The 21,770-nt window shown below is 70.1% G+C and carries 18 protein-coding genes and 1 riboswitch; of the genes, 12 read left to right on the top strand and 6 right to left on the bottom strand.

The window, feature by feature from the left end; translation table 11 throughout:
* Nucleotides 1–11: 11 nt before the first annotated feature.
* A complete protein-coding gene (locus AC3RX0_RS01240) occupies nucleotides 12–1,457 on the bottom strand; it encodes an NCS1 family nucleobase:cation symporter-1 (RefSeq protein ID WP_491505346.1) in 1,446 nt (481 codons plus the stop codon).
* Between the two features lie 367 nt (nucleotides 1,458–1,824).
* Here AC3RX0_RS01240 and AC3RX0_RS01235 point away from each other — a divergent pair, with 367 nt between their 5' ends.
* The gene (locus AC3RX0_RS01235; protein WP_491504126.1) at nucleotides 1,825–3,471 is read left to right on the top strand and encodes an ATP-binding protein; all 1,647 of its coding nucleotides are present in this window, start codon (nucleotides 1,825–1,827) and stop codon (nucleotides 3,469–3,471) included.
* Nucleotides 3,468–4,172 carry a response regulator gene (locus AC3RX0_RS01230; protein ID WP_491504125.1) on the top strand — a complete coding sequence of 235 codons (705 nt, stop codon included), beginning with the start codon at nucleotides 3,468–3,470 and terminating at the stop codon, nucleotides 4,170–4,172. Before AC3RX0_RS01235 ends, AC3RX0_RS01230 begins: the two co-directional genes overlap by 4 nt.
* A 347-nt stretch (nucleotides 4,173–4,519) precedes the next feature.
* Here the strand turns inward: AC3RX0_RS01230 and AC3RX0_RS01225 are convergent, their stop codons facing one another.
* Nucleotides 4,520–6,406, bottom strand: coding sequence for an FAD-dependent monooxygenase (locus AC3RX0_RS01225; protein WP_491504124.1), 1,887 nt, complete (start codon nucleotides 6,404–6,406; stop codon nucleotides 4,520–4,522).
* Nucleotides 6,407–6,583: 177 nt separating this feature from the next.
* Between AC3RX0_RS01225 and AC3RX0_RS01220 the strand changes: the two genes are divergently transcribed.
* Nucleotides 6,584–7,303: an IclR family transcriptional regulator gene (locus AC3RX0_RS01220; RefSeq protein ID WP_491504123.1), complete on the top strand. Its 720-nt coding sequence runs from the start codon at nucleotides 6,584–6,586 to the stop codon at nucleotides 7,301–7,303.
* 176 nt (nucleotides 7,304–7,479) lie between these two features.
* Here the strand turns inward: AC3RX0_RS01220 and AC3RX0_RS01215 are convergent, their stop codons facing one another.
* On the bottom strand, nucleotides 7,480–8,904 hold the full coding sequence (locus AC3RX0_RS01215; RefSeq protein WP_491504122.1) for an MFS transporter: 1,425 nt from the start codon (nucleotides 8,902–8,904) through the stop codon (nucleotides 7,480–7,482).
* Nucleotides 8,905–9,029: 125 nt separating this feature from the next.
* Here AC3RX0_RS01215 and AC3RX0_RS01210 point away from each other — a divergent pair, with 125 nt between their 5' ends.
* The 9 genes from AC3RX0_RS01210 to AC3RX0_RS01170 all read left to right on the top strand — a co-directional run bounded on the left by AC3RX0_RS01210 (nucleotide 9,030) and on the right by AC3RX0_RS01170 (nucleotide 17,581).
* A complete protein-coding gene (locus AC3RX0_RS01210) occupies nucleotides 9,030–10,604 on the top strand; it encodes a fumarylacetoacetate hydrolase family protein (RefSeq protein WP_491504121.1) in 1,575 nt (524 codons plus the stop codon).
* Nucleotides 10,601–11,305 (top strand): GntR family transcriptional regulator, encoded by a 705-nt coding sequence (locus tag AC3RX0_RS01205; RefSeq protein WP_491504120.1) that lies wholly within the window; start codon nucleotides 10,601–10,603, stop codon nucleotides 11,303–11,305. Before AC3RX0_RS01210 ends, AC3RX0_RS01205 begins: the two co-directional genes overlap by 4 nt.
* Nucleotides 11,302–12,855, top strand: a complete 1,554-nt coding sequence (hpaE, locus tag AC3RX0_RS01200) for a 5-carboxymethyl-2-hydroxymuconate semialdehyde dehydrogenase (RefSeq protein WP_491504119.1) — start codon at nucleotides 11,302–11,304, stop codon at nucleotides 12,853–12,855. Before AC3RX0_RS01205 ends, hpaE begins: the two co-directional genes overlap by 4 nt.
* A 117-nt stretch (nucleotides 12,856–12,972) precedes the next feature.
* Nucleotides 12,973–14,136, top strand: a complete 1,164-nt coding sequence (gene hpaD, locus AC3RX0_RS01195) for a 3,4-dihydroxyphenylacetate 2,3-dioxygenase (protein ID WP_491504118.1) — start codon at nucleotides 12,973–12,975, stop codon at nucleotides 14,134–14,136.
* Nucleotides 14,137–14,157: 21 nt separating this feature from the next.
* Entirely contained in the window at nucleotides 14,158–14,943 is a 786-nt protein-coding gene (hpaH, locus tag AC3RX0_RS01190) for a 2-oxo-hept-4-ene-1,7-dioate hydratase (RefSeq protein WP_491504117.1), read from the top strand.
* A complete protein-coding gene (locus AC3RX0_RS01185) occupies nucleotides 14,928–15,740 on the top strand; it encodes an HpcH/HpaI aldolase family protein (protein WP_491504116.1) in 813 nt (270 codons plus the stop codon). Before hpaH ends, AC3RX0_RS01185 begins: the two co-directional genes overlap by 16 nt.
* An 82-nt stretch (nucleotides 15,741–15,822) precedes the next feature.
* Nucleotides 15,823–16,035, top strand: coding sequence for a hypothetical protein (locus AC3RX0_RS01180; RefSeq protein ID WP_491504115.1), 213 nt, complete (start codon nucleotides 15,823–15,825; stop codon nucleotides 16,033–16,035).
* A gap of 78 nt (nucleotides 16,036–16,113) precedes the next feature.
* Nucleotides 16,114–16,500 (top strand): YciI family protein, encoded by a 387-nt coding sequence (locus tag AC3RX0_RS01175; protein WP_491504114.1) that lies wholly within the window; start codon nucleotides 16,114–16,116, stop codon nucleotides 16,498–16,500.
* A 13-nt stretch (nucleotides 16,501–16,513) separates the two neighbouring features.
* Nucleotides 16,514–17,581: an RNA polymerase sigma factor gene (locus AC3RX0_RS01170; RefSeq protein WP_491504113.1), complete on the top strand. Its 1,068-nt coding sequence runs from the start codon at nucleotides 16,514–16,516 to the stop codon at nucleotides 17,579–17,581.
* Nucleotides 17,582–17,627: 46 nt separating this feature from the next.
* Here the strand turns inward: AC3RX0_RS01170 and AC3RX0_RS01165 are convergent, their stop codons facing one another.
* The 3 genes from AC3RX0_RS01165 to glyA form a co-directional block, all read right to left on the bottom strand.
* Entirely contained in the window at nucleotides 17,628–19,109 is a 1,482-nt protein-coding gene (locus AC3RX0_RS01165) for a S8 family peptidase (protein WP_491504112.1), read from the bottom strand.
* Nucleotides 19,110–19,329: 220 nt separating this feature from the next.
* Complete coding sequence (locus AC3RX0_RS01160) at nucleotides 19,330–20,217, bottom strand: bifunctional methylenetetrahydrofolate dehydrogenase/methenyltetrahydrofolate cyclohydrolase (RefSeq protein ID WP_491504111.1); 888 nt, start codon at nucleotides 20,215–20,217, stop codon at nucleotides 19,330–19,332.
* Nucleotides 20,218–20,328: 111 nt separating this feature from the next.
* Nucleotides 20,329–21,603 (bottom strand): serine hydroxymethyltransferase, encoded by a 1,275-nt coding sequence (glyA, locus tag AC3RX0_RS01155; RefSeq protein ID WP_491504110.1) that lies wholly within the window; start codon nucleotides 21,601–21,603, stop codon nucleotides 20,329–20,331.
* Between the two features lie 44 nt (nucleotides 21,604–21,647).
* Nucleotides 21,648–21,730, bottom strand: a riboswitch (ZMP/ZTP riboswitch).
* Between the last annotated feature and the right edge of the window lie 40 nt (nucleotides 21,731–21,770).

The raw sequence follows: 21,770 nt of genomic DNA, 5'->3' as shown, positions 1-21,770 counted from the left end.
TGCGTGACGGGTCAGTGCTTGGGCGTGACGGCGATCTCGTCGCCGTGCAGGTCGTGGAACGGCCCGCGCCGGTCCGCGATGATGCCGTAGATGATCGCGGCCAGGCCCGCGGCGAAGAACCACGAGAAGTCGCGTACCGCTTCGAACTCGGGCAGGAACGTGAACAGCAGCGAGAGCACACCGGAGATGATCAGGGCGGTCACGGCGCGCGGGTTGAAGCCGCGGCGGTAGCCGTACTCGCCGCTGGGCGCGTCGGAGTACAGCGCCGGCACGTTGACGCGGGTCTTCTTGATCAGCCAGTAGTCGACCATGATGATGCCGAACAGCGGGCCGAGCAGGGCGCCGAGGCCGCCGAGGAACACGTTGATCACGATCGGCGAGTTGTACATGTTCCACGGCGTGATGACCAGGCCGATGACGGCCGAGATGAGCGCCGCCTTGCGGAAGTTCAGGTGGCGCGGGAACAGGTTGTTCAGCGCGTAGGTCGGGGCGACGAAGTTCGCCATCAGGTTGACCGCGATGGTCAGGGCGATGAGGGCGAGCGAGGCCAGCACCAGCAGGAACGTGTTCGGGATCGCGGCGACCACGTCGGCGGGCGACGTGATGAGCTTGCCCGAGATCTTGAACGTGCCGCCGGTGAGCACGACCACGATCGTGCCGAAGAAGAGCATGTTGACCGGGATGCCCCAGACGTTGCCCTTCACGATCGACTTCTTCGACTTGGCGTTGCGGGTGAAGTCGCAGAAGTTCAGCACGAACGTGCCGTAGATGGCGACCCACAGCGAGGCGGCGCCGAGCATCTTCAGCCACATCTCGCCGCCGGTGGCGGACGGCGTGGGCGCCCAGTCGATCTGGAAGCCGGACTGCACGAGCACCCAGCCGGCCAGCGCGACGAACGTGACGAGGATGATGGGGCCCGCGTACGCCTCGTAATGGCGGATCATCTCCATGCCGTAGCTGACGATGACGACCTGCACGACCCACAGCGCGACGAACGTGATCCAGCCCGCGGGCGACAGACCCAGGAACGACCCGTGCTGCAGCGCGGCGAAGCCGGGGAAGATCGCGATCACAACGACCTGCAGCACCTGCGAGGCGAGGTAGGTCTGGATGCCGAACCAGGCGATGGCCACGGCGCCGCGCAGCACGCCGGGGATCTGCGCGCCGTGGATGCCGAACGAGACGCGGCTCATCACCGGGAAGGGGACGCCCGTCTTCTCGCCCATGAAGCCCGAGAGCGTGAGCAGGATGAACAGGAACAGTGCGCCGAACGCGAGCGCCCCGAGGATCGCGCCGCCGGACAGGCCCAGCGAGAACAGCCCGATCGCGAACGCGTAGTTGCCGAGGCTGTGCACGTCGTTGGCCCACAGCGTGAAGATGCTGTAGCCGCTCCAGTGCCGCCCCCTGCGGGTCGTCGGCGCGAGGTCGTTGTTGTACAGCCGGGGGCTGATGCCCATCTCGACCGCGAACGTGCCGGACGGCGGATTGGCGAGGCCCTCGTGCTCCAGGCTGGGGACGTGGACGTATTCCTTTTCGGTAGACATCGAGAACCCTCTTTCGGACGTCGTTGTCGAGTCTGCAACCCTGGAGCAAGTTCCGATATGTGGAAGATTACTTTCGGATGTAGAGAATCGTGGCATGCCCGAGCCGATTCTGTCAAGATCGGATGTCGCATTCGCACGCCGGGATCCGGCATCCCATTTCGTGCGTTCTGCTCACGCCGCGACCGCGCCCGCACGCAGCCTCGCGTGGCATGATGTCTGCGGCGGTCCGCGCGCACCCGGGCGCGCTGCCGCGTGTCCGCAACGAAGCTGGAGCGTCCGCATGACCCGCAGCAGTCGCCTGTCGACGAGCATTCTGCGCACCCAGCTCGCCGTGCTCTTCTCGGCCCTGCTGGTGGGCTTCGCGCTGTCTCTGTGGCAGGCGCACAACATCCTCGTGCACCAGTTCGAAGAGCGGGCGCTGGCGATCGCGAACACCGTGACGGTCGAGCCCGGCATCGCCGCCGCAGTGCTGTCGCACGACCCGCTGGGTGTCGTGCAGCAGCGCGCCGAGACGATCCGGCACTCGACGGGCGCCCTGTTCGTCGTCGTCACCGACGACCAGGGCGTGCGCTACTCGCACCCGACTCCGGAGCGCGTCGGCCAGGTCGTCTCGACCGACCCGGAAGAGGCGCTGTCGGGCAAGACCGTCGTCAACGTCGAGCGCGGCACGCTCGGCCTGTCGGCCCGCGCGAAGGTCCCGCTGCGCGCCGACAGCGGCCGCATCGTGGGCGAGGTCTCGGTCGGCATCGACGCTGAAGAGATCGAGACCGGTGTGTGGCGGCTGCTGCCCTCGATCGCCCTGTACTCGGGCATCGCGCTGGCCGTCGGCGTCGTCGGATCGATCCTGCTCGCCCGACGGCTGAAACGGCAGACGTTCGGGCTCGAGCTGCGCGAGATCGCGACCCTGCTGCAGGAGCGCGAGGCCATGCTGCACGGCATCGCCGAGGGCGTCATCGGCCTCGCGCCGGACGGGCGGTTCGCGCTGATCAACGACGAGGCGCGCCGGCTGCTGGGCATCCCCGGCGCGCAGATCGGGATGCCGGTGGCACAGGTGGTACCGCCAGGGCGGGTCCGCGACATCCTGACCGGCGACATCACCGGCGGCGACCTCGTCGTCGTCACCGACGAGCACTTCCTCGTCGTGAACCGGATGCCGGTGCACCTGCAGGGTCGCGACCTCGGGCACATCCTCACGGTGTCGGACCGCACCGAGCAGGAGGGGTTGCTGCGCGAGCTCGACAGCGTGCGTGGCCTGACCGACGCGCTGCGCGCGCAGCAGCACGAGTTCGCCAACCGCGTGCACGCCCTGTCGGGCATGCTCGAGCTCGGCGCGATCGACGAGGCGACGGCGTACGTCGCCGAGCTGTCGGCGACGGCGACGAACATGGCCGCCCAGCTGCAGCAGCAGATCGCGAGCCCGCAGCTGGTCGGGCTCCTCGTCGCCAAATCCGTGGTGGCCGCCGAGCGCGGCGTCGCGCTCGTGCTCACCGAGGACTCGGAGCTCGGCGGCGGGCAGGGCGATCCGCGCGTGCTGCTGACCGTCCTCGGCAACCTCGTCGACAACGCGATCGACGCCGCGGTGGCCGGTGCCTCCCCCGGCCGCGTCGAGGTCGACATCCGTCCGGTGGGCGAGACGATCCGGGTGCGCGTGCGCGACTCGGGCCGCGGCATCCCACCCCACGCGGCCGCACAGGTCTTCGAAGACGGCTTCACGACCAAGCCCGACGACGGCGTGCGCCGGCGCGGCCTCGGGCTGGCGCTCGTGCATCGCGTGGTGATCCAGCACGGCGGCACGATCGCCGTCTCGGAGGGACCCGGCGCCGTGTTCACCGTCGAGCTGCCGCTGCACGAGCTCGAGCACGCCGAGACGCACGCGCACGCAGAGCCGCCCGCGCACGCCGAGGACCCTTCGGCGGTGACGACATGACCGCCCCGGCCCCGACGCTGCGCACCCTCATCGTCGACGACGACTTCCGGGTGGCCTCGCTGCACGCCAAGTTCGTGGCGAAGGTGCCCGGGTTCGAGGTGAGCGGCGTCGCCCATACCGCCGCCGAGGCCTTCGAGCAGGTCGCGACGGGCCGGCCCGACCTGGTGCTGCTGGACCTGTACCTGCCCGACGAGCCGGGCCTGGACCTCATGCGGCGCCTGGCGGAGCTGCCGGTCCAGCCCGGGGTGATCGTGATCACCGCGGCGCGGGACCTCGATCACATCCGCACCGCGATCACCCAGGGCGCCGTGCACTACCTGGTCAAGCCGTTCCGGTTCGCGACCCTCGCCGAGCGGCTGAACGCATTCCGCGACCTGCACGTGCGCCTGGCCGACCTCGGCGCCCGCACCGACGCCGCCGACCAGCAGGAGGTGGACGGTCTGTTCCACCTCATGCGCACCGGCACGATCACGACGCCGCCGAAGGGGCAGTCGGCCGAGACGATGAAGCTCGTGCGCGACTACGTCCGCCGCGCCGATCCCGACGTGTCGGCGTCCGACGTCGCGCAGAATCTCGGCATCAGCCGCCCGACGGCCCAGCGCTATCTCACCTCGCTCGCCCAGCAGGGCGTCATCGAGCTGCGGCTGCGCTACGGCACGACCGGACGCCCCGAGCACCGCTATCGCGCCACCGGCGGCTGAGCTCGCCCGCCCGGTCGCGGCATCCCTCTCTCCCCTCCAGAATCCAGAGGCTCCTCACTCCCGACTCCACAGAGCTCCTCATCCCGACTCCAGAGAGCTCCTCACTCCCGACTCCACAGAGCTCCTCACTCCCGAATCCACAGAGCTCCTCACTCCCCACTCCACAGAGCTCCTCACTCCCGAATCCATAGGGATTGGGCGAATCCATGCCCTATGGGCTATGGACTCGCCCAATCCCTATCGATCGGTGTGGGAAGGGAGGGTGGGACAAGGGGGAAGGGGGAAGAGGGAAGGGAGGGTGGGACAAGGGGGAAGGGGAAAGGGGGAAGGGAGGAGCCCGTGCCGGGTCAGGATGCCGCGGGGAGCAGGTGCTGTGCGAAGAACGCGGCGAGCTCGTCGGTGGCCTGCAGTGGCAGCACGGCGGCCACGTACTGGTCGGGCCGCACGACGACCACGACGCCGTCGCGCGACAGTCCCCGCTCGTCGAAGATGTCGGCGCCCGGACCGGTCGCGTACACCTTCTCCCAGTTCATCAGGCCGAGCGTGCCGCACCGCGGCCGGAACACGTCGGGCGCGAGCATGACGTCGACGTCCTCGTGCGGCTGCTGGTAGGTGACCTTGACGTCCAGCACCGCGTCCTCGTCGGCACCGGTGGGCGTGAAGCGCACGACCGGCGAGTCGGGCGAGGTCTGCATCCACTGCGCCCAGTCGGAGAGAGCGGATGCCTCGCCCTGGCCGGGGCGGTCGGCGAAGGCGTAGACGCGCCAGCGTCCGTCGGCCAGGTGGTGGTGGCCGATGTGCTCGGTGTTGCCATCGCACACCCGCACGACCTCGGCGGACTTGAACCGCTTGCCGATCGGGTACCCGGTCGCGAGCTCCTGGTGGGCGGCACCCCCGGTGATCATCGACGGCGGGTACTGCGTCATGAAGCCGGAGGGGAACTCGCTGGTGGCCATGTAGAAGTTCGCGAGCTCCTGGGGGTCCGAGATCTCCTCGGGCTTGCGGGCCATCAGCGCCGACCATTCGCGATCGAAGTCGATCAGCTGCTGGGCGACGGGCTGCCGCTCGGCCGAATAGGTCGCCAGCAGGGACTCGGGGCTGCGGCCGGTGAGGACGCTCCCGAGCTTCCAGCCCAGGTTGAAGCCGTCCTGCATCGACACGTTCATGCCCTGACCGGCCTTGGCGGAGTGGGTGTGGCACGCGTCGCCCATGAGGAACACGTGCGGCGCGTGGTCGGCGTCGACGTCCACGTCGTCGAACTTGTCGGTTACACGGTGGCCGACCTCGTACACGCTGTGCCACGCGGCCTGCTTGACCTCGAGCGTATAGGGGTGCAGGATCTCGTTCGCCTTCTCGACGATCCTCTCCAGCGGGGTGTCGCGCACGCGGTGGTGGTCGTCTTCGGGCACCTCGCCGAGGTCGACGTACACGCGGCACAGGTACCCGCCTTCGCGCGGGATGTGCAGGATGTTGCCGGCCTCGGAGTTGATCGCGCACTTCGTGCGCCAGTCGGGGAAGTCGGTCTCGACCGTGACGTCCATGACGCCCCACGCGTGGGCGGCGAACTTGCCGACGTGCTTGCGCCCGATCGCCTCGCGCACCTGGCTGCGCGCACCGTCGGCGCCGCCGACGTACTTCGCCCGGACCGTGCGCTGTTCGCCCTGGCGGGGACCGGCGACGTAGCGCACCTGCACCTCGACGGGGTACTCCCCCTCGGGGTGCACGGTGAGACCCGCGAACTCGATGCCGTAGTCCGGCGTGATGCGGCCGGGACCGCGCACGGCCGCCTCGGCGAAGTAGTCGAGCACGCGTGCCTGGTTCACGATCAGGTGCGGGAACTCGCTGATGTCCTTCGCGTAGTCGGCCTGCCGCGTCGTGCGGATGATGTTCTCGGGGTGCTCGGGGTCGGGGGTCCAGTAGTTCATCCAGGCGATGTTGTACGCCTCGGCGATGATGTGCGGGCCGAAACCGAAGGCCTGGAAGGTCTCGACGCTGCGCGGCTGGATGCCGTCGGCCTGGCCGAGTGCCAGGCGCCCCGGGCGCCGCTCGATCATTCGTGTGGTCACCGTGGGAAACTGCGACATCTGCGCGGCCAGCAGCATGCCGGCGGGCCCCGAGCCGACGATCAGCACGTCCATCTCGTCGGGCAGGTCGGAGGGACGGTCGATGCCCGTGCCCGCGGCGGGCAGGACGCGCGGCTCGCCCGACACGTATCCGTTGTGGTGGAACTGCATGGTGGGTCCTTCCCGGACGGCTCTGTCGAGGTGTTGCATCGAGGTCTTGCCAGGCCGAACGTCGTGTTCTATATTCGAACGCAGCGTTCTACTATTGAACAGATCGTATATGACGGTGGATGCCGGGTGCAAGGGCTTCGGCACAGACCCGGCGCATCGCACCTGTGAGGGAGACACATGGTCACGGCTTCCCGATCATCGACGGCTCCCGCGTCGCAGACCCTGAGCCGCGGCATCCGGATCCTGGAAGTGCTCGCCGACGCGCAGGGCCCCCTCTCGATCGACGAGGTCGCGGCCCGGCTCGAGGTGCACCGCTCGATCGCGTACCGGCTGCTGCGCACGCTCGAAGACCACGCGCTGGTCACGCGCGACTCGGCCGGACGGGTGCAGCTGGGCGCGCGCATGGCGGCCCTCGCGGCCGGCGTCGCGCACGACCTGCAGGCCGGAGCCCTGCCCGAGCTGACCGCGATCGCCAACGAGCTGGGCATGACGTGCTTCCTGGCCGTGCTCGACCGCGATGAGTGCATCACGCTGACCAGCGTCGAGCCGAGGCACGCGGTGGCCTCGGTCGCGCAGCGGCCCGGGGCGCGGCATCCCATCACCGTCGGCGCGCCGAGCAAGGCCATCCTCGCGGCACTGCCCGAGGCGGAGTGGCCCGTCACGGTCGGCGACCGGCTGCGCGCCGAGATCGCCGCCGCCCGCGAGCACGGCTTCGCCACCAGCCACGACGAGGTCATCCCGACCGTGCAGGCCGTGGCCGTCCCGCTGCGGCTGCGGCCGAGCCAGCGCCCTGCCGCGATCGCCGTCGTCCACGTCGGCCCGACCGGCGACGCCGCCGAGATCGCCGCCCGCCTGACCCGCTCGGCCACCGCGATCCGCGAGTCGCTCGGCGGGTGACCCGCCCTCCGTCGGCAGCCGCGGCACCCGGATCACGCGCTCGCCCCGCACCACCAACCAGCGAGAGTGCATCCGACGGCCGGGGGTGGGGAAGCACCCGCTCCCTCGCCCGTCAGGTGAACCCTCGATGAAGCGGCTCGGGGGTGCAAGACCGCACCCCCGAGCTCAGATCGGCTTCAGACCTTGGCGAGCCCGTACACCGGGCTCTTGGCCTGCTCGTCCTCGTGCTCGGGGCCGAGCGGGATGCCGGTGCGATCGCGCAGCAGCAGCGTCGCGACGAGTCCGACCACGGTCATGCCGGCCAGGTACCAGGTGATCCCGTCGGTCGAGCCCGTCGACTGGAAGATCGCCTGCGCGATCATCGGCGAGAAGGCCCCGCCGACGATGGCGCCGATGGCGTACGAGATCGAGACCCCGGAGAACCGGATGGATGCCGGGAACAGCTCCGAGTACAGCGCGGCCTGCGGTCCATACGTGAAGCCGAGACCGACCGTGAGGATCACGAGGGCCGCCGTGAGCGAACCGATCGTGCCCATGTTGGTGAGCGGGAACAGCAGGACCACGCCGACCAGCTGCACGATCCAGCCGAGGATGTACGTGTTGCGACGACCGAACCGGTCCGACAGCCACCCGGCGAACCAGGTGAAGAACAGCCAGCTCACGCCCGACACGGCGACGACCCAGAACACCGGGCCCGGGTCGAGGGCGATCGGGCCGTCGGCGGCGGTGGCGTAGTGCTGCACGTACCCGCCGGTGGTCATATAGCCGACGGCGTTGTTGCCGGCGAACACGAGCGCTGCGACGATCACCAGCAGCAGGTGGTGGCGCAGCAGCTGCACGATCGGCATGCGCGTCTCTTCCTTGCGCTCCGCGATCTCGGTGAACACCGGGCTCTCAGAGACGCGCCGGCGCACCCAGTAGCCGACGCCGATGAGGACGATCGACAGCAGGAACGGGATGCGCCATCCCCACTGCCCGAACGGGGTGTCGGCCAGGGCGATGTCAGAACCGGCCGGCACGCCGGGGAAGATGCCCTCGACCACGGCCAGCACCATCGATGCCAGGAGCAGCCCGATCGGCACGCCGATCTGCGGGGATGCCCCGAACAGGCCGCGCTTGCGCTTTGGCGCGTGCTCGACCGCCATCAGGACCGCGCCGCCCCATTCGCCGCCCGCCGAGATGCCCTGGATGACGCGCAGCAGGATGAGCAGAATCGGAGCCCACACTCCGATCAGCGCGTGCGTGGGCAGGACGCCGACGAGCGTGGTCGCGCCGCCCATGAGCAGCAGCGTGATCACGAGCATCGGCCGACGGCCGATCTTGTCGCCGAAGTGGCCGGCCAGGAACGCACCGAGCGGGCGGAACAGGAAGCTCACCCCGACGCTGAAGAACGAGACGATCTGCGCGAAGTCCTTGCCCATCGGCTCGAAGAACAGTGCGGCGAACACGGTCGCCGCGGCGAACGCGTAGATGAAGAAGTCGTACCACTCGACGGTGGTGCCGACGACGGTGGCGACCACGACGCGTCGGCGATCGGTCGCCGAGGCGATGGTTCCGGTGGATGTGAACCCGTCCGCATCCGCTGGCACGGATGAACTCATGATGACTCCTCTGTCAGGGACTTCGTTGTCGCCGGCGCCGCTGCCCGCCCGGATCGCGGGGGCCTCTTGCCGGACTTCCGTTGATCATATACGATTTCGAATACAACACAAGGGCGAGGGGGCTCATGAGCACGGACAGCACGTCGACGACGGATGCCGCGGACTCGCGTTTCGCGGGACTTCCCACGCGTCCCGGCAAGATCATCGCGATCCACCTGAGCTACGGCTCGCGGGCCGACCAGCGCGGGCGCCGTCCCGCCGCGCCCTCGTACTTCTTCAAGCCGTCGAGCTCGGTCGCGGCCACCGGCAGCACGATCGAGCGTCCCGCCGGCACCGAGCTGCTCGCGTTCGAGGGCGAGATCGCGCTCGTGATCGGCATCCCGGCCCGTCGTGTGGGCGTCGACAGCGCATGGGACCATGTCGCCTGGGTCACGGCCGCGAACGACTTCGGCCTCTACGACCTGCGCGCGAACGACAAGGGCTCGAACGTGCGCTCCAAGGGCGGCGACGGCTACACCCCGATCGGTGTGCAGCTGATCGACGCGCGCACGGTCGACCCCGCGGCCCTGCGGCTGCGCACGTGGGTCAACGGCACGCTCGTGCAGGACGATACGACCGCCGACCTGATCTTCCCGCTCGCGCAGTTCGTCGCCGACCTGTCGCAGCACTTCACGCTCGAGCCGGGCGATGTGATCCTCACCGGCACCCCGGCCGGGTCATCGGTGGTCGTCCCCGGCGATGTCGTGGAGGTGGAAGTGGATGCCGCGGCCGGCGCGATCAGTTCGGGCCGGCTCACGACGACCGTCGTGCAGGGCGAGCACGGCTTCGACGCCGCGGTCGGCTCGCTGCCGTCCGCCGACGACACGCAGCGCGAGGACGCCTGGGGCTCGCGCGAGGCCGCGGGCCTCGCCCCGATCGCCGGGCCTCCGGCCGCCGAGCCGGCGCAGTCCCCGGTCGTCGATCGAGCGCAGCGGGTCGAATCCCCCGCCCCCTTCACCCTCACCCCCGAACTGCGCGCGAAGCTGGAGCAGGCGCCGACGGCGGGCCTGTCCGCCCAGCTGCGCAAGCGCGGCCTGAACAACGTGTCGATCGACGGCGTGACCGCGATGCACCCCGACGCGAAGCTCGTCGGCGTCGCGAAGACGCTGCGGTTCGTACCGAACCGCGAAGACCTGTTCAAGGCGCACGGCGGCGGATACAACCCGCAGAAGCGCGCGTTCGACGCGCTGGCGCCCGGCGAGGTCATGGTCATCGAGGCGCGCGGCGAAGCCGGTGCCGGCACGCTGGGCGACATCCTGGCCGCCCGGGCGCTCGCCGCGGGCGCGGCCGGTGTCGTCACCGACGGCGCGGTGCGCGACCACGACGGCGTGGCGGCCGTGGGCATTCCGGTCTTCTCGAACGACGCGCACCCCGCCGTGCTCGGCCGCCGGCACGTCGCCTGGGACTACGACCTGACCATCGCGTGCGGCGGCGCCACCGTGCAGCCCGGCGACATCATCGTGGGCGACCGTGACGGCGTGATCGTCATCCCGCCGGCGCTGGTCGAAGAGGTCGTCGACGAGGCGCTGATGAAGGAGGCCGAGGACGGCTGGGTCCTGCAGCGGGTGGCCGAAGGCGAGCGGCTCGAGGGCCTGTTCCCGATGAACGACCACTGGCGTGCCCGCTACGAGTGCCGCCTGCCCGATGCGGAGCAGTCATGAGCCACGCCCTCGCGACCGCGCCGAGCAAGTCCGAACGCGCGTACCAGCACATCCACGACCGGATCGTGCATCACGAGTACTCCCCCGGGTACCGGCTCGTCCTGGGTACGATCGCCGACGAGCTCGACATGAGCGTCGTCCCGGTGCGCGAGGCCATCCGCCGGCTCGAGGCCGAGGGCTACGTCACGTTCGAGCGCAACGTCGGTGCGCGGGTGGCCGTGGCCGACGAGAGCGAGTACGTGTACACGATGCAGACGCTGGGCCTGGTCGAAGGCTCCGCGATCTCGCTGGCGGCGCCGCTGCTGACCGCGCAGGACCTCGAACGCGCCCGCCGGTACAACGGCCAGATGCGTCGGCTGCTCGACAACTTCGACGCCCACGAGTTCACCCGGCTGAACCAGCTGTTCCACGCGACGCTGTTCGAGTCCTGCCCGAACCCGCACATCCTCGACCTCGTGCATCGCGGCTGGCGGCGACTGCCGAACGTGCGCGACTCGACGTTCTCGTACATCCCCGGCCGCGCCGGCGGATCCGTCGACGAGCACGACGAGATCGTCCGGCTGATCGAGACCGGCGCGCCCGCGCTCGAGATCGAGCTGGCCGCCCGCAACCACCGCTGGCGCACGATGGACGAGTTCGTCGCCGCGCGCCACGGCGCCCATCACGACATCCCTGCCCCCACCCCCACGGAGGAATCATGACCGACACCGCTCTGAGCGCCCGGCACGTCCCGGCCGACCTGCCCAGCCGCATCCAGCACTACATCGACGGCGAGTTCGTCGACTCGGTCGACGGCGACACGTTCGATGTGCTCGACCCGGTCTCGAACGAGGTCTACCTGCAGGCCGCCGCCGGCAAGAAGGCCGACATCGACAAGGCCGTCGCCGCCGCCAAGCGCGCGTTCGACGAGGGACCGTGGCCGCGCATGCTGCCCCGCGAGCGCTCGCGGGTGCTGCACCGCATCGCCGACATCGTCGAGTCGCGCGACGCCCGGCTGGCCGAGCTCGAGTCGTTCGACTCGGGCCTGCCGATCACGCAGGCGCTGGGCCAGGCCCGGCGCGCCGCCGAGAACTTCCGCTTCTTCGCCGACCTGATCGTGGCCCAGTCCGACGACACGTTCAAGGTGCCCGGCCGCCAGATCAACTACGTGAACCGCAAGCCGATCGGCGTCGCGGGCCTGATCACGCCATGGAACACGCCGTTCATGCTCGAGTCGTGGAAGCTGGGGCCGGCCCTGGCCACCGGCAACACCGTCGTGCTCAAGCCCGCCGAGTTCACTCCCCTGTCGGCATCGCTGTGGGCGGGCATCTTCGAAGAGGCGGGACTGCCGCAGGGCGTGTTCAACCTCGTGAACGGACTGGGTGAGGATGCCGGTGACGCCCTGGTCAAGCACCCCGACGTGCCGCTGATCTCCTTCACCGGCGAGAGCCGCACGGGCCAGATCATCTTCGGCAACGCCGCCCCGTTCCTGAAGGGCCTGTCGATGGAGCTGGGCGGCAAGTCGCCCGCCGTCGTGTTCGCCGACGCCGACCTGGACGCTGCGATCGACGCGACCGTGTTCGGCGTGTTCTCGTTGAACGGCGAGCGCTGCACGGCCGGCAGCCGCATCCTCGTCGAGCGCTCGATCTACGACGAGTTCGTCGAGCGGTACGCCGCGCAGACCAAGCGCGTCAAGGTCGGCTACCCGCACGACCCGTCGACCGAGGTGGGCGCCCTCGTGCACCCCGAGCACTACGACAAGGTGATGAGCTACGTCGAGATCGGCAAGACCGAGGGTCGCCTGGTCGCCGGCGGTGGCCGCCCCAAGGGCTTCCCCGAGGGCAACTTCATCGCCCCGACCGTGTTCGCCGACGTCGCCCCCGACGCCCGGATCTTCCAGGAGGAGATCTTCGGCCCGGTCGTGGCGATCACCCCGTTCGACACCGACGAAGAGGCCCTGGCCCTCGCCAACGGTGTCAAGTACGGCCTGGCCGCATACGTGTGGACCAACGACCTCAAGCGAGCGCACAACTTCGCGCAGGGCATCGAGGCCGGAATGGTGTGGCTGAACTCGAACAACGTGCGCGATCTGCGCACGCCGTTCGGCGGCGTCAAGGCCTCGGGCCTGGGCCACGAGGGCGGCTACCGCTCGATCGACTTCTACACCGATCAGCAGGCGGTGCACATCACCCTCGGCAAGGTGCACAACCCGACCTTCGGCAAACAGGATCACCACACCGAGATCGACCTCGACGACCCGGACCCCCGCTGAACCCCTCCCTCCCCGGTCGTTGAGCGAGGGCCGAAGGCCCGAGTCGAAACGTCGCGGGCGACCGTTTCGACTCGCTTCGCTCGCTCAACGACCGACACCACAGACAAGGACGCTGCCATGACCCACCGCGAAGACATGACCCTGACCTCTTCGGGCTTCTACGTATCCCAAGAGGCTCCGATCGAGGCATCCGACCCGGTGCCCACCCCCACTTCCCCGGCCCCTGACATCCTGCGCTGCGCGTACATGGAGATCGTGGTCACCGATCTCGCGCGCTCGCGCCGGTTCTACGTCGACGTGCTCGGGCTGTACGTGACCGAAGAGGACGCGAGCACGATCTACCTGCGTTCGACCGACGAGTTCATCCATCACAACCTCGTGCTGCGCAAGGGGCCGATCGCCGCGGTCGCCGCGTTCAGCTACCGCGTGCGCACGCCCGCGGACCTCGACCGGGCGGTGGCGTTCTACACCGAGCTCGGCTGCGACGTGCGCCGCAACCCCGAGGGTTACACGAAGGGCATCGGCGACTCGGTGCGCGTGGTCGACCCCCTCGGCTTCCCGTACGAGTTCTTCTACCAGACCGACCACGTCGAGCGGCTGAGCTGGCGCTACGACCTGCACAAGCCGGGCGAGCTGGTGCGCCTGGACCACTTCAACCAGGTCACCCCCGACGTGCCGCGGGCGACGAAGTTCATGCAGGACCTCGGCTTCCGCGTCACCGAAGACATCCAGGACGAAGAGGGCACGGTGTACGCCGCGTGGATGCGCCGCAAGCCGACGGTGCACGACACGGCCATGACCGGCGGCGACGGACCGCGCATGCACCACGTCGCGTTCGCCACCCACGAGAAGCACAACATCCTGGCGATCTGCGACATCCTCGGCGCCCTGCGCATGTCGGACTGCATCGAGCGCGGCCCCGGCCGCCACGGCGTCTCGAACGCGTTCTACCTGTACCTGCGCGACCCCGACGGCCACCGCGTCGAGATCTACACGCAGGACTATTACACGGGCGACCCCGACAATCCCGTCGTCACCTGGGACGTGCACGACAACCAGCGCCGCGACTGGTGGGGCAACCCGGTCGTGCCCTCGTGGTACACCGACGCGTCGCTCGTGCTCGACCTCGACGGCAACCCGCAGCCGGTCGTGGCCCGCACCGACACGAGCGAGATGGCCGTGACCATCGGCGCCGACGGCTTCTCGTACACCCGCGAGGGCGACAGCGAAGAGATGCCGGAGTGGAAGCAGGGCGAGTACAAGCTCGGCCACCAGCTGTAAGCGCGACGAGAAGGAGACAGGATGCTGGACCCCGACACCATCGCGCGGATCGCCGACGAACTGGCCGAGGCGGATCGCGCGCACAGCGTCATCCCGCGCATCACGGCCCGGTACCCGGACGCGACCGTCGAGGACTCGTACGCGATCCAGGGCGTGTGGCGCGACAAGAACCTCGCCGCCGGCCGCCGTCTCGTCGGCCGCAAGATCGGGCTCACGTCGAAGGCGATGCAGCAGGCCACGGGCATCACCGAGCCCGACTACGGCGTCATGTTCGACGACACCGTGCACGAGAACGGCTCGACGATCGCGTTCGACCAGTTCTCGAACGTGCGCATCGAGGTCGAGCTCGCGTTCGTGCTGAACCGTCCGCTCGAGGGCCCGAACTGCTCGCTGTTCGACGTGCTGCGCGCGACCGAGTACGTGACCCCCGCGCTCGAGGTGCTCAACTCCCACATCGAGCTCGAGGGCCGCACGATCGTCGACACGATCAGCGACAACGCCGCCTACGGCGGCATGGTGCTCGGCGGCATCCCGATGCGCCCCGACCAGATCGATCTGCGGTGGGTGTCGGCGATGCTCTACCGCAACGAGACGATCGAAGAGACCGGGGTCGCCGCGGGCGTGCTGAACCACCCCGCGACCGGCGTCGCGTGGCTGGCCAACAAGTTCCACCAGCACGGCTCGCGGCTCGAAGCGGGCGAGATCATCCTGGCCGGGTCGTTCACCCGGCCGATGTGGGTGCAGCGCGGCGACACCGTCCACTGCGATTACGGACAGATGGGAACCATCACATGTCGCTTCGTCTGAAGCCCACCCTGCGTGATCGCCTGGCCGAGAAATCCCGTCCCCTGGCCGGCATCTGGACGTGCTCGGGCTCGCCCCTGGTCGCAGAGATCTGCGCGGGCAGCGGCATGGACTGGCTGCTCGTGGACGGAGAGCACTCCCCCATCGAGCTGCAGGAGCTCGTCGGCATCCTGCAGGCGGCCGAGGCTTACCCCATCACGCCGCTGGTGCGCGTGGCGGCGAACGACCTGTCGCGCATCAAGCAGGTGCTCGACACCGGGGCGCAGAACGTGCTCGTGCCGATGGTGTCGTCGGTCGCCGAGGCGCAGGCGGCGGTGGATGCCGTGCAGTATCCGCCGCGCGGGCGTCGCGGCGTCGGCTCGGCGCTGGCCCGGTCGGCACGCTGGAACCGCGTCGACGCGTACCTGCAGAACGCCGCCGACCACGTGTCGCTGTTCGTGCAGATCGAGACGGCGGCCGGGGTCGACGCCGCCGCCGAGATCGCGGCCGTCGACGGCATCGACGGCGTGTTCGTCGGGCCGAGCGATCTGTCGGCCTCGATGGGGATGCTCGGCCAGCAGTCCCATCCCGAGGTCGTCGCCGCCGTGCACCGCGTGTTCGCCGCCGTCCACTCGGCCGGCAAGCCGGTCGGTGTGAACGCGTTCGACCCGGCGGTGGCCGACGCGTACATCGAGGCGGGCGCCGACTTCGTGGCCGTCGGGGCCGACGTCGCGCTGCTGGCGCGCGCGTCCGAGGCGCTCGCGGCCCGGTTCATCCCCGCCGAGGCGGACGAGGCGTCCGCCCCCCGCGCCTCGTACTGACGCGGTCTCGGCGGGCGCCCCCGCTCGCTCGGCCGCCGTGTCCGCAGGCGACGAAACCCGGCTGCCGTGTCATCCTGAACGCATGAAGAAGTGGATCGTGCGGTTCGCCTCGCTCCTCGTGTTCGACATCGCCGTGCTGCTGACCGGCGGGCACGTGTCGGGCTGGTTCTGGGGCTACGCGTTGCTGCCGGTCATCCTGCTCATCGGGTGGGCGGTGTACGACCTGATCGACGACAGGGTCGAGGCGCAGGCATCCAGCCTCTACGACAAGGCCACCGGCGGCTCTTCCCGCTGATCCGACGGCCGGCCGATGTCGATCCGAGGGCGGCTGGATCGTCATCATCGTGTCAGCATCCCTACGGAAGGACCGATCATGCGTTACACCCTCCTGCTCCAGTACCCCGAGATGACGGCCGACGACCTCGGACCCGAGGCGATCGCCGAAGGCATGCGCGCGTTCGACGAGTACGCGAAGGCGCTCGACGCCGCCGGCATCCTGCGCAGCGCCGAAGTGCTCCAGCCGAGCATGGTGACCACCACCGTCCGCGAGCGGGACGGCGAGCTGCTCGTCCAGGACGGCCCGTTCGCCGACACGAAGGAGCAGCTCGGCGGCACCTTCGTGATCGAGGTCGACGACCTCGATCGGGCCATCGAGTGGGCTCGCCGCGCGCCGTCGGTCGCATGGGGCGCCGTCGAGATCCGCCCGACCGCGACCCGGTTCGTGGACGGTGCGTGGCAGGGCGCCGCGCCCGTCCGGTGAGCCGTCCGCCGGCATGAACGCGGACGACGAGGCCGGGGCCGCCGCCGAACGCGCGGTCCGCGCCTCGTACGGCCGGCTCGTGGCGCTGCTGGCATCCGGTACGGGCGATCTCGCCGTCGCCGAGGACTGCCTGGCCGACGCCCTCGAACGCGCGCTGCGCACATGGCCGGAATCCGGCATCCCCGACAATCCGGAAGGATGGCTGCTCACCGTGGCCCGCAACCGGCTTCGCGACGTGCTCGGCTCGGCCGCGCACCGCACGAGCGCGCCGCTCGATGACGACGTGTCGCCGCTCGGCGGTGCCGGCGTGCCGGGCGCGGGCGACGATCTCGCCGCCCTGCTCGAGCGCGGCGACACGATCCCGGATCGGCGGCTCGAACTGCTCTACGCGTGCGCGCACCCGGCGATCGACGCCGCCGCGCGCACACCGCTCATGCTGCAGACCGTGCTCGGCTTCGACGCCGCCCGCATCGCCGCCGCCTTCGCGGTGGAGCCGGGGGCGATGGCCCAGCGCCTCGTGCGGGCCAAACGCAAGATCCGGGCCTCCGGCATCCCGTTCATGATCCCGCGCCGCGCCGACATGCCCGCGCGCACGAGCGCCGTGCTCGAGGCGATCTACGGCGCGTACGCGATCGACTGGCTCGATCAGGGCGACGCGATCCGCACCTCGATCGCCGACGAGGCCCGCTGGCTCGCGGTGCTCACGGCGACGCTGCTGCGCACGAACGCCGAGGCGTGGGGCCTGGCGGCGCTGCTCACCCTCGCCCAGTCGCGCGCGCCGGCCCGGATCGGCGACCCGTGGCCTCCGCTGGACCGGCAGGACACGGCGCTGTGGGACCGCGAGCTCATCACCGAGGGCGAGGCGCTGCTGCACCGGGCCTCGACGCTCGGGCGCCCTCTCGGACGGTTCCAGCTCGAGGCGGCGATCCAGTCCGTGCACTGCGACCGCGCCCGCACCGGCACGCTCGACCGGCAGGCGCTGATCACGCTCTACCGCGGCCTCGTGGCGATCTCGCCGACCGCGGGCGCGCGCGCCGGATTGGATGCCGCGACCGCCGCGTCGCGAGAGCCCCGAACCTGAAGGGGGCCCGGCGGATGAACCGCCGGGCCCCCTCTTCGTCAGCGGACTACTGCACGGCCGCGAGGGCGTCGACGATGCCCTCGCCGTAGTAGCTGTTCTCGGCCGCGGTGCCCTCGCACACTGGACCGCGGTTCGCCTGCGGAGCCGAGCACGCGGTGTCGGTGGCGTCGGCGCGCAGCTTCGCGGTCAACTGCGCCGGCGTCATCGTCGGGTGAGCCGACTTCATGAGCGCCAGCACGCCGGCCACGTGCGGCGACGCCATCGACGTGCCGCTCTTGTAGCCGTACCAGTTGTTCGTCACGATCGTGGACAGGATGCTCGAGCCCGGCGCCGCGACGTCGGTGACGCCGAGCCCGCGGTTCGAGAACGACGACAGCTGGCCGGTGCTCGTGATCGACGAGACCTTCACGACCCCGGGCAGCTCGGCCGGGATCGTCTTGCACGTGTCGTTGATCGTGCGCGCGATCGGCGTGGGCTGATCGTTGGGGCTCGCCGTGTCGACCGTGTTCGTGCGCAGGTCGAGGCTGGAATTGCCCATGGCCGCCACGTTCACGACGCCGCGATCGGTCGACCAGGCCGTCGCCCGGCGCACCGCCTCGAGCGCGGCCGCCTGCTCGGGCTGGTCGCCGCACCAGAACATGAACGGGTCGACGTAGTAGCTGTTGTTCGTCACGTCCATCTTGTGCTCGCCGGCCCACATGAACCCGCAGACCGCGTACTCGGGGTAGATGTACCCGTCGTCGTTGACGACCTTGACCGAGGCGATGCGCACGTTGGGTGCGACCCCGACGATCCCCTCGCCGTTGCGGGCGGCGGCGATCGTGCCCGACACGTGCGTGCCGTGGTCGCTCGTGGTCGGATGCCAGCCGTCCGCCGACGTGTCGGGCCGGCCGGCCGCCGTACAGTTCACCGAGTCCGCGACGTCGATGTTCGGCGCCAGGTCGGGGTGGTCGGGGTCGATGCCGCTGTCGAGCACCCCGACGAGCACGTTGCGCGAGCCGTCGGTGATCTCGTGGGCCTTGTCGGCCTTGATCATCGCCATGTCCCACTGCAGCGACTCGAACTCGTCCATGCTCTGCGCGGGGGTCGTCACGTCGTCGATGTCGCCGTTGGCCTTGACGTTCTTGCCCTTGTTCCAGGCCGAGGACCCGGGGCCCCACGGGGCCTGCACGCCGTCGGGCGTGCCCTCGGTGACCGGCGTGGTGCGCGTCGGCCCGACCGACTGCAGGGCATTGCCGGCGGCCCTGACGACGTCGGTGCGGAACGCCGCGCGATCGGAGTGCGCCACGACGACGCCGATCTGCGGCCACGACTGCACGACGACGCCGCCGGCCGCCGCCACCGCCCTCTCGAGCAGTCGGGTCTGGCCGGGGTTGGCGACCTTCGCGTTGAGGATGTAGCTCATGATCGCGCCGTCTTCGGCGACGATCGGCACCGGTGTCGACGGCTCCGCTGGGGAAGACGGGGCCGCCTGTGCCGCCCCCGCGACGCCGCCGGCGGCGATCATCGCGAGTGCGACCGTTGTCACCGCTCCTGCTCGCCAGCGGGCAGAGAGTGATTTCATGATCCGGATCTCCTTCGATCTGGTGGCGGGCGCTGAGGCGCGCCCGGTGGGATGGTGTCCCGGATCCTGTCTATCAGTCGCCTATGACGAATGCATCCTTCTTCTCGCCGTTTGCTATGAGTGTCGGTGAGAAAGTTCACACCCTCCGCACCGGCGTCTGCCCGGGCGCCCGCAGCACGTCTCGCTACGCCCGCTCGGCCGACCGCTCGGCCGCCTCGACGACGTTGGTCATCAGCAGCGCGACGGTCATCGGGCCGACGCCCCCGGGGTTCGGCGAGAGCCAGCCGGCCACCTCGGCCACGGCCGGGTCGACGTCGCCGTGCACCGTGCTCTTGCCGGTGGCGGGGTCGGTCTCGCGGGTCACGCCGACGTCGAGCACCGCGGCTCCGGGCTTGACGTCCTCGGGCCGCACGATGTGCTTGACGCCGGCGGCGGCCACGATCACGTCGGCCCGCTGCAGATACGATGGCAGGTCGACCGTGCCGGTGTGCGTCAGGGTGACCGTCGCGTTGATCTCGCGGCGCGTGAGCAGCAGCCCGATCGAGCGGCCGATCGTCACCCCGCGCCCGACCACGACGACGTGCTTGCCCGCAAGGGAGTAGTCATTGCGCAGCAGCAGCTCGATCACGCCGCGCGGCGTGCACGGCAGCGGCGTGTGGATCGGGCCGTTGACGTTGAGCACGAGCCGGCCGAGGTTCGTCGGATGCAGTCCGTCGGCGTCCTTGGCCGGGTCGATCCGCTCCAGGATCGCGTCGGTGTCCAGGTGCTTCGGCAGCGGCAGCTGCACGATGTAGCCGTGGCAGGCGGGGTCGGCGTTGAGCCGGTCGATCGCCGCCTCGACATCGGACTGGGCGGCATCGGCGGGCAGTTCGACGTGGATCGAGTTCATCCCGATCGCCTCGGACTGCCGGTGCTTCATGCCGACGTACAGCTGCGACGCCGGGTCGGCGCCGACGAGCACCGTCGCGATGCCGGGCGTGATCCCGCGCGCCTTCAGCGCGGCCACGCGCTCGGTCAGCTCGGCCTTGATCGCCGCCGCGGCGGCCTTTCCGTCCAGCACCTGTGCGGTCATCTCACGTCTCCTCGTGTTCGCTCACCCCGAGAGGGAGGGCCGGGTCAGGGGTGGAGCAGGGGGTGGATGCCGCGACCGGCGCGATGCGGACGGCTGCGGCATCCGATCGGGTCACTGCTGCAGGTCGGGGTACAGGGGGAACGCGTCGGCCAGCACCGCGACGCGGGCGCGCAGCGCGGCCACGTCGGGGTTCGGCAGCAGCGCCAGCGCGATCACGTCGGCCACCTCGGTGAACTCGGCGTCGCCGAAGCCGCGGGTGGCCAGCGCCGGGGTGCCGATGCGCAGGCCCGAGGTGATCATCGGCGGCCGCGGGTCGTTCGGCACGGCGTTGCGGTTCACGGTGATGTGGATCTCGTGCAGCAGGTCCTCGGCCTGCTTGCCGTCGATCGCGGCGTCGCGCAGGTCGACGAGCACGAGGTGCACGTCGGTGCCACCGGAGCGCACCGAGATCCCGGCATCCTTCACGTCCTGCTGCGACAGCCGGTCGGCGATGATCTTCGCCCCCGACAGCACGCGCTGCTGGCGCTCGGCGAACTCGGGGGTGCCGGCGAGCTTGAACGCGGTCGCCTTGGCGGCGATGACGTGCATGAGCGGGCCGCCCTGCTGGCCCGGGAACACGGCCGTGTTGATCTTCTTGGCGATGTCGGCGTCGTTCGTGAGGATGAAGCCCGAGCGGGGGCCGCCGATCGTCTTGTGCACGGTCGACGACACGACGTGCGCGTGCGGCACCGGGCTCGGGTGCAGGCCCGCGGCCACGAGCCCGGCGAAGTGGGCCATGTCGACCCACAGGGTCGCGCCGACCTCGTCGGCGATCGTGCGGAACGCGGCGAAGTCGAGCTGGCGGGGGTAGGCCGACCAGCCGGCGATGATGACCTTGGGCTGGTGCTCGATGGCCAGCCGCCGCACCTCGTCCATGTCGATGAGCGAGGTCTCGGGGTCGACGCCGTAGGCGACGATGTTGTACAGCCGGCCCGAGAAGTTGATCTTCATGCCGTGCGTGAGGTGACCGCCCTGGTCGAGCGACAGGCCCAGCAGGGTGTCGCCGGGACGGGCGATGGCGTGCAGCACGGCGGCGTTGGCCGTCGCGCCCGAGTGCGGCTGCACGTTGGCGAACTCCGCGCCGAACAGCTCCTTGGCGCGGGCGATCGCGAGCTCTTCGGCCACGTCCACTTCTTCGCAGCCGCCGTAGTAGCGCCGTCCCGGGTAGCCCTCGGCGTACTTGTTCGTCAGGACCGAGCCCTGCGACTGCAGCACCGAGACGGGGACGAAGTTCTCCGAGGCGATCATCTCGAGATACGAGCGCTGGCGGTCGAGCTCGCGCTCGAGCACCTGGGCGATCTCGGGATCCACCTCGGCCAGCGGGGCGTTGAAAAAGCGATCGATCATGGGCGTTTCTCCTCGACTCGGCACGTGCATCGGAAAGGGTGTTTCACATCGGCCCAGGCGTGCGGTCGAATGCCGGTCGGTCGCTTCCCGGTGGTGGCCCACCTCAACGCCAGTCGCGACACGTCGAGCATAGCGGATGCGCGCCCCGCGCCCGGGCGCGGTGACGG

Source organism: Microbacterium sp. W1-4-2 (genome assembly GCF_058349885.2).
This window is presented reverse-complemented; position numbering and strand designations above follow the sequence as displayed.